Source organism: Polyangium spumosum (assembly GCF_009649845.1).
Taxonomy (GTDB): Bacteria; Myxococcota_A; Polyangia; order Polyangiales; family Polyangiaceae; genus Polyangium; species Polyangium spumosum.
This window is the reverse complement of record NZ_WJIE01000003.1, coordinates 40,859-55,258: the sequence shown is the minus strand read 5'-3', so window position 1 is coordinate 55,258 and position 14,400 is coordinate 40,859. Positions and strand designations below refer to the sequence as shown.

Annotated in this window: 10 protein-coding genes; 6 read left to right on the top strand and 4 right to left on the bottom strand. The window is 70.5% G+C overall.

All coding sequences use genetic code 11. The annotated features are described in order from the left end of the window. Window positions 1–38: 38 nt before the first annotated feature. Window positions 39–2,312, bottom strand: a complete 2,274-nt coding sequence (locus GF068_RS46975) for an ATP-binding cassette domain-containing protein (RefSeq protein WP_206079437.1) — start codon at window positions 2,310–2,312, stop codon at window positions 39–41. A 184-nt stretch (window positions 2,313–2,496) separates the two neighbouring features. Next, window positions 2,497–3,861, bottom strand: a complete 1,365-nt coding sequence (locus GF068_RS10315; RefSeq protein WP_240806825.1) for a sigma-54-dependent transcriptional regulator — start codon at window positions 3,859–3,861, stop codon at window positions 2,497–2,499. Between the two features lie 78 nt (window positions 3,862–3,939). Here GF068_RS10315 and GF068_RS10310 point away from each other — a divergent pair, with 78 nt between their 5' ends. Then, window positions 3,940–5,415 (top strand): sensor histidine kinase, encoded by a 1,476-nt coding sequence (locus GF068_RS10310; RefSeq protein ID WP_153819207.1) that lies wholly within the window; start codon window positions 3,940–3,942, stop codon window positions 5,413–5,415. Here GF068_RS10310 and GF068_RS10305 read toward each other — a convergent pair. Together GF068_RS10305 and GF068_RS10300 are read right to left on the bottom strand one after the other, a co-directional pair. Continuing rightward, window positions 5,412–6,122 carry a hypothetical protein gene (locus GF068_RS10305; RefSeq protein ID WP_153819206.1) on the bottom strand — a complete coding sequence of 237 codons (711 nt, stop codon included), beginning with the start codon at window positions 6,120–6,122 and terminating at the stop codon, window positions 5,412–5,414. The genes GF068_RS10310 and GF068_RS10305 overlap by 4 nt on opposite strands. Before the next feature lie 66 nt (window positions 6,123–6,188). Next, window positions 6,189–8,921 (bottom strand): protein kinase domain-containing protein, encoded by a 2,733-nt coding sequence (locus GF068_RS10300; protein WP_170319403.1) that lies wholly within the window; start codon window positions 8,919–8,921, stop codon window positions 6,189–6,191. A gap of 204 nt (window positions 8,922–9,125) precedes the next feature. Here GF068_RS10300 and GF068_RS10295 point away from each other — a divergent pair, with 204 nt between their 5' ends. The 5 genes from GF068_RS10295 (at window position 9,126) to GF068_RS10275 (ending at window position 14,384) form a co-directional block, all read left to right on the top strand. Further along, on the top strand, window positions 9,126–10,052 hold the full coding sequence (locus GF068_RS10295) for a HipA domain-containing protein (RefSeq protein WP_153819204.1): 927 nt from the start codon (window positions 9,126–9,128) through the stop codon (window positions 10,050–10,052). 142 nt (window positions 10,053–10,194) lie between these two features. Next, window positions 10,195–10,839, top strand: coding sequence for an HIRAN domain-containing protein (locus GF068_RS10290; RefSeq protein ID WP_170319402.1), 645 nt, complete (start codon window positions 10,195–10,197; stop codon window positions 10,837–10,839). Window positions 10,840–10,894: 55 nt separating this feature from the next. Continuing rightward, window positions 10,895–11,527 (top strand): RNA polymerase sigma factor, encoded by a 633-nt coding sequence (locus tag GF068_RS10285; RefSeq protein ID WP_153819202.1) that lies wholly within the window; start codon window positions 10,895–10,897, stop codon window positions 11,525–11,527. A 51-nt stretch (window positions 11,528–11,578) separates the two neighbouring features. Beyond that, complete coding sequence (gene argG / locus GF068_RS10280; RefSeq protein ID WP_153819201.1) at window positions 11,579–12,961, top strand: argininosuccinate synthase; 1,383 nt, start codon at window positions 11,579–11,581, stop codon at window positions 12,959–12,961. 61 nt (window positions 12,962–13,022) lie between these two features. Next, window positions 13,023–14,384, top strand: a complete 1,362-nt coding sequence (locus GF068_RS10275) for a serine/threonine-protein kinase (RefSeq protein ID WP_153819200.1) — start codon at window positions 13,023–13,025, stop codon at window positions 14,382–14,384. Window positions 14,385–14,400 lie beyond the last annotated feature (16 nt).

Below are 14,400 nucleotides of genomic sequence, written 5' to 3'. Positions count from 1 at the left end.
GGAAGGCATCGGCTTGTCGCTCCCTCGGACGTGCGCCTTCAGGGCAGATCACCCGCGCGCAGGGGGCGCACCCTGCCCGCGTCGAGCACGAGGATCTCGTCGCAGCTCCGCAAGACATCGCGGTCGTGCGTCAGGACGAGCGCGGTCCACGGGGCCGCGCGGTCGAGCAGCGCCGCGTGGATCGCCTTGCGCGACGCCGGCTCGAGCTCGGCGAGCGCCGTGTCGAGGACGACGAGGCGGGGCCGGCCTGCGATGGCGCGGGCCACGCAGAGGCGCTGCGCCTGACCGTGCGAGAGCAGCCCGCCGCCCGTCGGCAGCCGCGTCTCGAGCCCCTCGGGCAGGGCCGCGATGTCGTCCCAGAGCCCCACGGCTTCGAGCGCCGCGCGCACGTCGCGTGTCTGCACCTCGTGCCGGCCGACGCGCACGTTCTCCGCGACCGTGCCGTCGAAGATCTCGACGCCGCGGACGAGCGCGATGTGCTCCCGCAGCGAGCTCACGTCGACGTCGCGCAGGTCCGCGCCGTCGACGTCGATGTGCCCGCGCGTGGGGGCGCGCAGGCCGTAGAGCATGTCCGCGAGCGTGCTCTTGCCCGCGCCGCTCGGGCCGACCACGGCCACGCGCGCGCCGGGGGCGAGCGAGAGGTTCAACTCGTTGATGAGCGGCTCCTTGCCGGGGTAGGCGAAGGCGACGTCGACGAGCCGCACGCGCGCGCCCGCCTCGCTCCGCGGGATGTACGTCCCGCCGGGCACCTCGAGCGGCAGATCGACGAGCTGCCCGAGTTTGTCCACGCCCGCGAGCAGGTCGTAGAAGCTCTCCAGCGTCTTGCCGAACTTCGCGATGCCCGCCACGACCGTCGTCACGATCAGCTCCGCCGCGACGAGCTGCCCGAGCGTGAGCTTGCCGCGGATGACGAGCCAGCCGCCGACGCCGAGCAGCGCCGCGCTGGCGATCGCTTGCACCACGAGCGAGCCGGCGATCTGGCGGAACAGCACCTTCCAGTGCTTCCTGCGCGCCTCGAGCCACGTGTGGAGCAGGTCCTCGGCGCGCGCGCGCGCGAAGCCCGAGGCGCCCACCGAGCGGAACGCGGCCGGGTGCCGCGCCATCTCCTCGAGCCACGCGGCGACCGCGTACTTCGCCTTCGACTCCTTGACCGACGTCTTCACCGCGCCGCGCCCGAGGCCGAGCAGGACGAACGACACCGCGATCACCAGCGCCACGTCGAACGCGAGCAGGAGCGGGTGGTAGAACGCCAGCACGAGCATGCCCACGGCCGTCTGCAAGAGGATGGAGACGCCGTCGACGAGCAATGTGGCCGCGCCCTTCTGCACCGTGAGCACGTCGAAGAAGCGGTTCACGAGCTCCGGCCCGTAGGCGCCGCCGAGCGCGTCGGATCGCACGCGCGGCAGCCGGAACGCGAGGTCCACCGAGACGCGCACGAAGACCCGCTGCTGGATGCGCTCGACGACCCACGCCCAGAGCGCGCGGAGCACGCCGGCGAACGCGAGCCCGACGAACACCAGCAACGTCAGCACGACGAGCGGCTGGAGCAGCCCGCCGAACGCCACCGTGTTCACCAGCGCCTGCACCCCGATCGGCGCCGCGAGCGACACGACGCCCACGCCGATCGCGTAGACGAGCGCCACGCCGATGTCGTCGCGCTCGAGGCGCAGCAACGACACGAGCCTGCCGAGCGGCGAGGGCGCGCCGTTGCCGCCGCCGCCGCCGCCGAGCGCGCCGAGCGGCTCCAGCGGATCGGCGATCGCCCACGTCACGGGCTCGGTCGGGCTCGCCGCGCCCACGATCGCCGCCAGCTTCTCGGGCCCGGCCCACGTGGGTTTGTCCCCGCCGCTCGCCGCCGCCACGCGCACCGCGCCGGGGCGCCCGTCCACGAGCACCATCGCGCGCGCGGGTCCGTCCTCGCCTGCCCCGAGCGTCACCGCTGGCGCCAGCGCTCGCGCGGCCGCTATCGCCTCCGCGCTCGATCGGCGCACCGTCCGGATGCGCAGTCCGACCTTGATGCCTGCGCGCGCGAGCTCGTCGAACCACGCCTCGGGCCCGACGAACGCCGTGTCCTGCCGGGCCTCGTCGACCGCCTCGCGCGCCGCGCCGCGCTCGACCTCGACGCCGGCGCTCTTGCCGAGGAGCTCGAGCGCGTGGAGCAGCGGCTCCGTCAGGCCGGCGTCGCGGGCGGCCCTGGCCGCGGCGGAGCACGACTCCGAGGACGGAGGCGACGTCGCCTCCTGCGTCTCCGGCGCAACGTCTTGCGGAGGAGGGCGGCGAGGGGCGGGCGGGACGATTTCCGGTTGGGCCACGGTGCCCCGCTCTCTTCACCTCCCGTGCCAGGCGCGGACCGGCCTCGCACCCGCTGGTTCTGCGGCGCTTCGTCCCCGACGCGGTGCGACGCCGGATCCCAGGTGCGACTTTGTGCCGCACTCCCGAATCACGAAACGGATTTCATGTTTCGTGGATCGTGACCCGAAGATCCCGTCTCTTCGATCACTCGTCTTCGCCCAGCCATCGCTGGATCGTGCGGCGGTTGATCCCGAGCGCGGCCGCGGCGCGCACCTTGTTGCCGCCGAAGCGCTCGAGCACGTGCTTCACGTAGGCGCGGTCCACCTCTTCGAGCGTCATCATGCGCTCGGCGGCGCTCGCGAAGAGGTCGGGCGTGCTCGGCTTCTGCACCGTCGGCGGCAGGTCGTCCGGGCTGATCCACTCGGCCTGCGCCAGGGCCACCGCGCGCTCGACCGCGTTCTCCAGCTCGCGCACGTTGCCGGGCCATTCGTAGGCCATCAGCACGCGCGCCGCGGCCCCCGAGAAGCCCTGGATCGGGAGCCCCGCCCGCGCCTTCGCCCGCTGCAGGAAGTGCTCGGCCAAGGGCAGGATGTCCTCCGGCCGGTCGCGCAGCGGCGGGATCGCGATCTCGATCACGGCGAGCCGGTAGAACAGATCCTCGCGGAACCGGCCCTCCTTCACGGCCCTGCGCAGGTCGTGGTTCGTCGCGGCCACCACGCGCGCGTCGATGGGCACGTTGCGCGTCGCGCCGAGGGGACGCACCTCGCGCTCCTCGAGCACGCGCAGGATCTTCGCCTGGAGCACGAGCGGCAGATCGCCGATCTCGTCGAGGAAAAGCGTGCCCCCGTCGGCCTCGACGAACAGGCCCTTCTTGTCCTGCCGCGCGTCCGTGAACGCGCCCTTCTTGTAACCGAAGAGCTCGCTCTCCAGCAGCGTCTCCGGGATCGCCGCCGCGTTCACCGCGACGAACGGCCCCTCCTTGCGCCGGCTCGCCTCGTGCAGCGCGCGGGCGACGAGCTCCTTTCCGCTGCCGCTCGGCCCCGTCACGAGCACCGTCGCCGGCGAGTCGGCCACGCGCCGCACCACGCTCGTGATGTCCGCCAGCGCGCGGCTCTTGCCGATGATGCCCTTCAGCGCGCTCTCCGTCGCGAGCGCCCCGCGCAGCGCCTCGACCTCGCCCCGCAGCCGCCTCGCCTCCATCGCCCGGTCGAGCGCGACGCCGAGCACGGCCGGCTCGACGGGCTTCGTCAGGAAATCGTAGGCGCCTTGCCGCACCGCGCGGACCGCGATCTCGATCGACCCGAACGCCGTGATCGCGACGATCACGATGCGCGGATCGGCCTTGCGGGTCCACTCGATGAGCTCGATGCCGCTTCCATCCGGCAGGCGCATGTCCGTGAGGAGGATCTCCACGTCACCCGCCTCGATCCGCGCGCGGCCCTCGGCGATCGTCGCGGCCCTCGACGCGCCGAGGCCTCGTTTCTCGGCGATGCCCACGAAGAGCTCCGCGAGGGGCGTATCGTCCTCCACCACGAGCAGGTTCATCGGCGTTCGTTTCGCGCTCTCCATCCCGTCCTCGCGCCTTCTCGCGACTGTCGCGGCTCCGTCGCTCGGGCAGGCCGCCCCCGTGCCATAACGAGCTCGTCCATGAACCTCGCGCGCAAGCGGCTCACCCGCAAGCTCCTCGCCATCTTCGCCACCCCCGTCGTCCTCGGCTTCGTGCTCACGGGGGTCGTCTCCCTCCGGACGATCCGTACGTCCCTCGTCGAGAGCAGCGAGCGCGCGCTCGCCGACAACATCGCCACGCTCCGAACGGCCGCCCTGCCCATCGCGGCGAAGGGGCAAACGGAGGAGGCCGCGGCGCTCGTCGAGCGCGTCGCCGACGAGGAGACCGTACACGGCGTGGCCTTCTACGACGAACGAGGCGCGCCGTTTGCTCGCTCGTCGGCGCTCGTGAACGCGCCCTCCGCCCTCGACGTCATGGCCGCGCGCGCCGTCTCCCTCGGGGCGTCGAGCCATGGAACCGTCCGCGTCGGCGACGAGGAGGTCCTCGTCCACGTCGAGCCCGTCCGTGACGCGCCTGGCCTCGGCGCGGTGGTCATGACCCGCGAACTCGGCCCGATCGATCGCATGATCGACCTCGCCCTGATCCGGCTCGCGCTCACGGGTGGCGCGGCGGCGCTCTGCGTGTCGCTCATCGCGATCTGGATCTCGCGCGTGCTCGGGCGCGAGTGGGGCAACCTCGTGCACGCCGTCGATCGGGTGGCTGCGGGTGACCTCGACGTGCGCGTCGAGGCCTCGCCGCGGCTCGAGCTCGACCGCGTCGCCCGCGCCATCAACGACATGACCCGCTCGCTCGCCGAGACACGCGAGAAGCTGCTCGCGGCCGAGGCGGAGCGGACCGAGCTCGCCGCGCGGATGCGGCACGCGCAGGCCCTCGCGGTCGTGGGGCAGGTGGCCGGCTCCTTCGCGCACGAGATCGGCTCGCCGCTCAACACCATCCTCGGCTGGTCGCGCCTCTCGGCCGCGGACGAGGACCTGCCTGGCCCCGTGCGCGCGCAGTTCGAAACCATCGCCGCCCAGTGCGAGCGCATCCGCCGCATCGTCCAGCGCATGCTCGACGTGAGCCGCCCGCCCACCGATCACGTCGTCCCCGTCGAGCTCGCGGACGTCGTGCGTGACGTGACCGCCTTCCTCGCGCCCGACCTGCGCGTGCGTCGGATCGATCTGCGCCTCCGTGTCGCCGAGCGCCTGCCGCCGATCGTCGCCGTTCGGGATCGGCTGCTCCAGGTCGTGATGAACCTCTGCATCAACGCGATCCAGGCGCAGCCGGGGGGCGGCACGCTCCGGATCTCGCTCGCGCTCGACGACGCGGACCCCGAGCGTGAGCCACGCCTGCGGCTCGAGGTCGCCGACGCGGGGCCGGGGATCCCCGAGGACAAGCGGTCGCAGGTCTTCGAGCTCTTTTATTCGACGAAGGTCGAGATCGGAGGCACGGGGCTCGGGCTGCCCATCGTCGCCGACGTCGTGCGGGACCTCGGCGGCCGCGTCGAGATCGCGGACGCGCCCGAAGGTGGCGCCCTCTTCCGCGTGCTCCTGCCGGCCGCCTCGAGCGCTCGCTAGAGCACGAGCGCAGGCCCGCTCGCCCGCGTGAGCGACTCGCCGCTCCTGAACCGCAGATGCCGCACGAACACCTCGTCCGTGTCCGCCGCGTCTCGCCCCAGCACCACCGTCGCGCCCGACTCCGTACGCACGACGACCTGATCCAGCGGCGTGAGGAAGCTCCGCGCCTGGCTCGCCGAGATCACCCGCAGCCACGGCGCCGTCTCGGCCCCGCGCTTCGCGACCCAGGCCGCGATCGGCGTCGCGGGGATCTCGGCCGCCAGGCCCGTGTAGACCCACGGCGCGTCCGTCGGCACGCGGAAGCTCGCCTCCGAGGTGCCGCTCGTGATCCGCGCGAGCCCCTCCGACGGCGCCAGCCGCAGCGACACGGTCGGCTCGTTCGCCGCGCTGCTCGTCGTCGTGATCTCGGCGCGCACGATCCGCCCGCGCGCGTCGAGCGTCACGTCCTCGATCACCTGCCGCTCGGCCCTGCTCGCGAGCATGATCCGCGTCTCGCCGTGCAGCCTCTCCGTCCCATCCGGGCCGATCGATCGCCAGGTCTGGCTCATGGAACCACGCTGGCCTTCGAAGACGAACGTCGACTCGACGCTCTCCCGCGCGAATCCTTTCGAATCACCTGCGCCCGCGGGGGCGTCGCAGGCGGCGGTGAGCGAAGCAGCGACCACGATCGATACGGCGGCAAACCACATCTGCGAAGTGCGCATCACGAAGGCCCTCCGTCGGTCCGTTCGAGGAGATCGACGCAGGGGCCGCGCCCGTGTGACGGAAATTCTTCAGCGTGTACAGCCGAGCCGCGTCGACCGCTCGCGCGCCTCGTCCGCCGTCACGCTCCGGGGCCGCGCGCGCCCCCATCGATCGAGCACGGTCTTGTAGGACGCACACGCGCCCTTCGTGTCCCCCGACGCTTCCCGCGCTTGACCGAGCCACAGATGGGCCCGCGTGTGCGCCATCGGGAAGCTCAGCGCAGAGCAGCTCCCGGCTGCCTGCTCGAGCCAGCGCTTCGCCTCTTCGAGCTGCCCGCCGAGCAGGAACGTCACGCCCGCCGACGCGCCCACCAGCGTGCCCGGCACGTACGGCGGCAGCGGCGCGTGCTCCGCGAGCGCCGCGAGCGCGCCTTGCGCGTCCTCCGCCGTGATCGTCGTCGCCGCCCAGCCGTGCAGCCACAGATAACTCCGCGCGGCCGGCGTCACCCGGGACGACCACTCCGCGAGCCACGCGCGCCGCCGCGACGCGAGCCCCTCGCGCGTGATCACCCCGGCCTTGCGCGCCGTCACCAGGAGCGCGGGCGTCGCGTCGTTCGACAGCGCCGAGTCCTCCGCGCTCGGATCCGGCTCCCACGCGCCCTGACGATCCAGATAATCGAGCGCGACCGCCCCGGCCTCCGCGTGTCGCCCCGACTCGATCAAGAGCTCCGCGACCGCGCGCGCCGCGATCCCGTGATCGTTGCGCCGCGCGCTGCCCTCCGCCTTCCGCTCGAGGGCCCGCGCGTGCGCGAGCGCCTCCTCGAAATCGCCGTGGAGGGCTGCCTTGCGCATCGCGCCTGTGACGAGCACGCGGCTGCGCACGACCTCCGCCACGTTTGGCGCGAGCTCGCCGACCTGCTTGCCCGCGTGCCGGAGCGCCTCCTCCACCGTCGCGCTCGGCTCGCCCCTCGACGCCAGCGCGTCGGCGAGCAGCGGGTACGACAGGTGCGGCTGCGCGCCGCGGGCGATCATCTGCCGCGCCGTCGACTCCATCGCCGCGCATCGCCCCGCGTAGCCCTCCAGCCGCGCGCGGTACGACAGGCACGCCATCGCGTCCGGCGCCACCACGAGGCAACGCTCGATCGCCTTTTGCGCCTCGTCGAACTTGCCCCGGTACGCCTCGAACACCGCCAGCGACGAGAGCGCCCGCGCGAACTGCGGGTCGAGCTCGATCGCGCGTGACAGGTGCCCGATGGCCGCCTGGAAATCGTCGAAGTTGCCGCGGGCGAGCGCCAGGAAGAACCAGAGCTGCGCGTCGCCCGGGTGGTCCTCGAGCATGGCCTCCAGCCTCTTGCCCGCCTCGGCCCAGTCCGCGGGCTCGCGCTGCACCACGGGCTCGATCGCGTCGAGCAACGCGCGATCCCGCGGCGACAGCGCGTCGCTCCGCGCCCGCGCTTGCCGATAACTCTCGCGGATGCCGCCCTGATGTTGCGCCATCCCGATCGCCGCGAACTGCACGTGGGCCGAGGCCAGCCCCGGATCGAGCGTGATCGCCCGCTGGAACTCCGGCCCCCACGACCCGCCTGCCCGGAACGCCTCGAGCCCCGCGTGGTACGCCGCGCGCGCCTCCTCGTTCGACGAGCCCGAGCTCGGCAGATCCGTCGCCACGACCTTCGCGTCCGCGCGTGTCGCCGCGACCTTCGCGCTCGTCGCCTCCGTCGCCTTCGTTTGCTCTGCGCTGCGCAGCTTCGACGCCCCGAGGATCGCGCCGACCACGAAGAGCAGCACCACGAGCGCCGCCGGCCCGAGCAAGCGTGGCGCGCCCGGCGCTCTCGGGGCCTCGTGATCGAGCTCCTCCGCGATCGCCCCGGCGTTCTCGTAACGATCGTGCGGCTCCTTCTGCAGACACCTCCGCGCGACACGATCGAGGTCCGGATCGACGCCCGCGTGTATCGACGCCGGCGCGGTCGGCTCCGACGCTTCGATCGACGCCAGCACCGCGGCGGCGTTTCTCCCGGCGAAGGGCCGCTTCCCCGTCAGCATCTCGTAGAGCATCACCCCGAACGAGAACACGTCGCTCCGCGCGTCCACCGGGCGACCCCGCGCTTGCTCGGGCGACATATAGCTCGGCGTCCCGAGGATCGCGCCTTCCGCCGTCGCCACCGGCACCGGATCGAGCTCCGCGTGTGTCGCCTTCGCCAGCCCGAAATCGAGCAGGATCACCCGCCCGTCGCCCTCGATCATCACGTTCTCGGGCTTCAGGTCGCGGTGCACGAGGCCTCGTGCGTGCGCCTTCGCCAGCGCGCGGGCGAGGTCCTTCGCGATGCGCCGCGCCTCGCCCGGCGGCAGCGCCCGCGCGTCCTTTGGCCTCGCGTCGAGCCGCTCGCGCAGCGTCGATCCGCAGAGCCGCTCCATCGCGATGAACGCTCGCCCTTGGTCCTCGCCGACGTCGTAGATCGCCACCACGCCTGCGTGCTCGAGCGCCGCCGCGGCCCGCGCCTCGCGCAGGAGCCGCCGCTTGCGCTCCTCGTCCTCCGACAGCAGCACCTTCAGCGCGACCTCGCGCCCGAGCGTCGGATCCGTCGCGGCGAACACCACGCCCATCCCGCCGCGCCCGATCTCCTCGCGCACCACGAAGCGCCCGACCCGCTCGCCTGGGCGCGGCAACGTCGCCGGCGCGCACTTCGTGGCCCGCGGAGGGATCCGCGCGATCTTCTCCAGGAACGGATCGGGCGTGATCGAGCCCTCGCCGTCCTCCCCGGAAGGCGATGACGACGACGAGATCGACGTGTCCTCGTCGCTCTCTTCGACGTCCCGTCGCACGTCGCCCGTGCGTCCGGACAAGGGCTCGCCTTTCATGGACCGCGCCGAGTGTACCATCCGGCCGCGCGCCTCGTCGGCGCGTTCATATACCGGTCATTTCATGACCGAGCCGGGCATCGTCGCGCTTGCGAACCGAGGATCGCCGGGTATCGTCGTGGAGTCCATGCCCATCTGCGGCAGGGGTAGCCACGGACTCCACGGCGCATGACGAGCCCTCCTCCGTTTCCCGTTCAGTGTATCGACGTTCCGCGTGAGAAACGGCGCGACGAACAGCTCGGTTCGAAGGCGAAGTTCTGGTTCGAGAGTGCGAAGGACCACTGGAGCCTCTTCAAGGAGGGCCGCGAGAACGAGGACTGGGCGGAGAAAGTTGGGTCGGAATTTGCCCGCCTTCTCGGGCTGCCGTGCGCCGAAGTCGACCTCGCCGTGTGCGAGGGTCGCCGGGGAATCGTCTCCCCTTCGTTCCTGAGCAAGGAAGACGAGCTCATTCACGGCAACCAGGTCTTGCTCAGCCTCGACCCGAGTTATCCATCGGGCGAGGGATACCATGTTCACCATCATACGCTGGATGCCGTGTTCAACGCTCTCGAGGAGCTTCGCGTGGGGGCGTGGCCAGCGGCCGCGCTGCCTCTGCCGAGTGAGCTCGACGGCCGCGATGTATTCGTTGGATACCTCCTGCTCGACGCATTGATCGGAAACTCCGATCGGCACCACGAGAACTGGGGCGTCGTGAAACGCGCTGACGTCCGCCTGCTTTCGCCCACGTACGACCATGGGAGCTCTCTCGGTCGAAATGAGCCCGAAAGAAAGATGGAAGAGCGGCTCCGCGGCAACGATCGGCGGTTCACGGTCGACGTGTACGCATCCAGGTGTCGCTCTGCCTTGTATGAAACGTCCGACGCGAGCCATCCCATGAGCACGCGGAGGGCATTCGAACTCACCCTGACGAGGCGCCCCGCCGCCGCCCGACACTGGTTGTCGAACCTCCGCGCTGTCGACGACGCGAGCGTCTCGGGGATCTTGGACTGCATACCCGAGGAGCGCTGCTCCCCGTTGCACCGTCGTTTTGCACGCCGGATCCTCGAGCTCAACCGTCACTACCTGCTCGCACTCGCGCCGGAAGCACATGTCTGACCCGATCCCCGTTCTTTACGTCGCATGGCAAGACGCCGTCTCGCGCCGATGGTATCCCGTGGGGCGCCTGCGGAGGCTGGCGGATAGCCGGTACGAGTTCGTGTACGTTCGGGGCTTCGAGGTCGCTCGCGGGGCAGCTTCGATGTCGCCGATCATCGGCTTCCCCGACACCTCGAAACGCTACGTCTCTGCAGATCTGTTTCCGATCTTCAAGAACCGCATCATGTCTCGGAGTCGCGGTGATTACCCCGTGTACATCGAGCGCCTCGGATTGACGGATCCGTCGCCTGATCCGCTCCTGATCCTGGCGAGGAGCGAGGGGCATAAAGTCACGGATTCCTATTACCTCTTCCCACAACCGACCGAAGTCGTCTCACCGAGCGGAGAGCGTCGTTATTCGCTCAGCTTCTTCGTACATGGTATGAAGTACGTGCGGGAGGAGGCCAGAGCGCGGGCCATGAGCGCACCGCTCCACGAGAAGCTGTTTCTCTTGAGCGATCTCCAGAACCCGGCCGACCCTGCCGCCATGATGATTCGTACGTCGGACAATCATCTCCTGGGCTGGGTACCCCGGTATTATTGCTCTGATTTACAAGAACTGTGGCGGCGGACGAGCGCCATCGAGTTGACCGTGGAACACGTAAACCCGGCCCCTACGCCGTCCTGGCTGGTCTTGATGTGCCGCGTCGAAGCTCCCTGGCCCGAAGGCTTTCACGCGCTCTCGGCCCCCGAGTACGAGCCGCTCGCGGAGAGCGCCCGGGACGCAGGCGTCGCACACGGCAAGTAGAATTCGCTTGACGTGCGGATGAACTTGTGTTGCCACCACTCTCGTAGCACCTCGCATGAACGCGGACACCCGGCGCACGATCGACGCAGACATCCGCCGCCTCGCCGAGGCTGGGGACGTCGGCGCCGCCACCTCCGTCGCGCTGCGCGCTTACGGCCCTGAGATCTTCGAGTTCGTCGCGGCGCTCCATCGCAACGAGACCGACGCCTCCGAGGTGTTTTCCCTTTTTGCCGAGAAGCTCTGGAAGAGCCTCCCGAGCTTTCGCTGGGACGCCTCCTTCCGGACCTGGGCGTATGCCGTCGCGCGCACCTCCTCCCTCGATTTTCGTCGCGCGGAGAAGCGCCGGGCTGCGCGGGTCGTGCCCTTGCCGGAGGGCTCCTCGCTTTCGGCGATCGAGGCTGAGGTCCGCACGGTCACTCGCTCGTATCTGCGCACCGAGCGGCGGGATCGTTTCGCCGAGCTCCGGGCGCGCCTCTCGCCCGAGGAGCAGGAGCTCCTCATGCTCCGCGTCGATCGGCAGCTCTCCTGGGACGACCTCGCGGTCGTGCTCCACGGCGAGGACGCGCCGCCGCTCCGGGCGGACGAGAAAAAACGCGCCGCCGCGCGCCTGCGCAAGCGCTTCCAGCACCTCAAGGAAAAGCTCTACGAGATGGGGCGGCGCGAGGGGCTCGTCGGCGACGAGGGCTGACACAAAAAGCTCTTTCGCGGCGCGGCGCTGCCTGCTATCGCACGCGGCGAGATGAGCCGCATCTACCGCACCCTTCCTCCGTCGGGCACCGCGCTCGGCATTGCGTTCTCCGGGGGCCTCGACACGCGCACGGCCGTGGCCTGGCTCTCGCGCCAGGGCCTCCGCGTCCATTGTTATACCGCCGATCTCGGCCAGCCGGACGAGAAGAACCCGGCGGACATCCCGCCGATCGCGCTCACGCACGGCGCCGTGCATGCCCGGCTCGTCGATTGCCGCGAGGCCATGGCGCGCGAGGGCATCATCGCGATCCAGTGCGGCGCGTTCCACCTCTCCACGGCCGGCCGCAAATACTTCAATACCACGCCCCTCGGCCGCGCCGTCACCACCACGGCGATCGTCCGCGCCATGCGCGAGGAGGGCGTGCACGTCTTCGGCGACGGCAGCACCCACAAGGGCAACGACATCCAGCGGTTTTACCGGTATGGTGTCCTCGTCGATCCCGAGCTGAAAATCTACAAACCCTGGCTCGACCAGAAGTTCGTCGACGCCTTCGGCGGCCGCACCGAGATGGCCGAGTACCTCCAGTCGATCGGAATGCCCTACCACATGGGCACCGAGAAGGCGTACAGCACCGACGCCAACGTCCTCGGCGCCACGCACGAGGCGAAGGACCTCGAGTTCCTCGACAAGGGCATCACGATCGTCAACCCCATCATGGGCGCGGCCTTCTGGCGCTCGGACGTCGCCATCGCCGAGGAGGACGTCACGGTCGAGTATGCCGAGGGCGTGCCCGTCGCCTTGAACGGCGCGCGTTTCTCCTCGCTCTTCGCCCTCATCGTCGCGGCGAACGAGATCGGCGGGCGGCACGGGCTCGGCATGAGTGATCAGATCGAAAATCGCGTCATCGGCGCCAAGAGCCGCGGCATTTACGAGGCCCCTGGCATGGCATTGCTCCACATTGCCTACGAGCGCCTCCTCTCGGCCACGCACAACGAGGAGACGACCGACCTCTACGTGACCCTCGGCCGCCGCCTCGGCCGCCTGCTCTACGAGGGCAAGTGGTACGACCCCGAGGCGATGATGCTCAAGGAGTCGCTCGCCCGCTGGGTCGCCACGCCCATCAGCGGTATCGTGCGCCTCTCGCTCCGCCGCGGCGACGATTACACGATCCTCGAGACCCGCGCCGAGAAGAGCGCGTATGCCCCGGAGAAGCTCTCCATGGAGAAGACCGAGGCCGCCTTCACCCCCGAAGATCGAATCGGCGCCCTCGAGATCCAGAACCTCGCCGTCTCGGACAACCGCACCCTCCTGCTCCATTATGCCGATCGCCTCGGCCGCCTCGCCGGCCCGGCGGCCTCGTCGTTCGGCGACGTGCTCGGCGAGGGGGACGCGCCGAAGCGCCTCCCGGGTTCGGGCTCGTCCGAAGGCGCGTGAGCCTCGGCGCGGCGGATCGCTTGTCGCGGCGCGGGTGCGTTGGTAGCGTCACCTGCCCGCCATGCTCCTGCGACGCCCCGCGCTCCTCGACCCAGGCACGTTTTTCCACGGCCGTTATCGTGTGATCCAGCCGATCAAGTCCGGCGGGATGGGCACGGTGTACGAGGTCCTGGACGAGAAGACCTCGAGCCGCCGCGCGCTCAAGGTCATGCTCCCGAATCTCGTGACCAGCGAGGAGGGCCGCAAGCGCTTCGAGCTCGAGGCGCGGGCGACGGGCGCGATCGAGAGTGATCACATCGTCCGTATCCTCGACGTCGGCGTCGACAAGACCACGGACCTGCCTTTCCTCGTGATGGAGCTCCTCCGGGGCAGCGACCTCGGCGCCCTGCTCGATCGGGGCGAGCGAATCCCTGTCGGGGACGCGCTCCACTATCTCGCGCAGACGGCGCTCGCCCTCGACAAGCTCCACGCGGCGGGCGTCGTCCACCGCGACCTCAAGCCCGAGAACCTCTTCGTCACGTCCCGCGACGACGGCACGCCTTGCGTCAAGCTCCTCGATTTTGGGGTCGTGAAGACCGTCGATCCTGCGGTCGCCGGCATCAACACCCGCGGCATCCTCGGCACGCCGCTCTACATGGCGCCCGAGCAGGTCGAGGCCTCGCGCGCCGTCGGCCCTGCGGCCGACATTTATGCGCTCGGCCAGCTCGCGTATGAATTGCTCGTCGGCGAGCCTTACTGGGCGGAGGAGCTCGAGCGCGCGGGCTCGCCGATCATGCTCGCGGTGGACATCAGCGACGGCCCGCGCGAGGCGCCGGAGACGCGGGCGAAGCGCCGCAGGGGCGTGGTCCTTCCGCCCGGCTTCGACCTCTGGTTCGCGGAGATGACGGCGAGGTCCGTGGAGGCGCGGTTTTCGCGGGCCACGACGGCGATCCTCTCGCTCCGGGACCTCGTGCGCGAGAGCCTCGTCCCGATGCAGCCGGAGCCGGCGGCCACCTCGTCGAAGAGGCAGGCGCCCACCGAGGCGCCGCCTCCGCCGCGTGAGGTGGCGAAGAAGGGATATCTGGTGACGGTCGACAACACGACGCGGGTCGTCCGTGTCGACGTGTGGGGCTTCTGGGACGCTTCGGACGGCAAGGCCTACTGGGAGGAGTTCGAGCGCCAGACGAGGCCGCTGCTCGGCAAGCCCTGGTACGTGCTGGCGAACATCTCGAACTTCCCGCCGCAGAAGCCCGAGGTGAGCGTGTTCGTCGAGAAGACGATGAAACACGCGCGCGAGAATGGCCTCGTCCGGGCGGCGAACCTCGTGAGCAGCGCGCTCGGTCGGATGCAGATCCAGCGATTGTCGGTGGAGACGGGGTTGCCGCTTTATTCGTTCTTCACGGCGGAGGGGGATGCTTTGCGGTGGCTGGTGACGGGGAGGTGAGGTGGGCCCGGGGCCC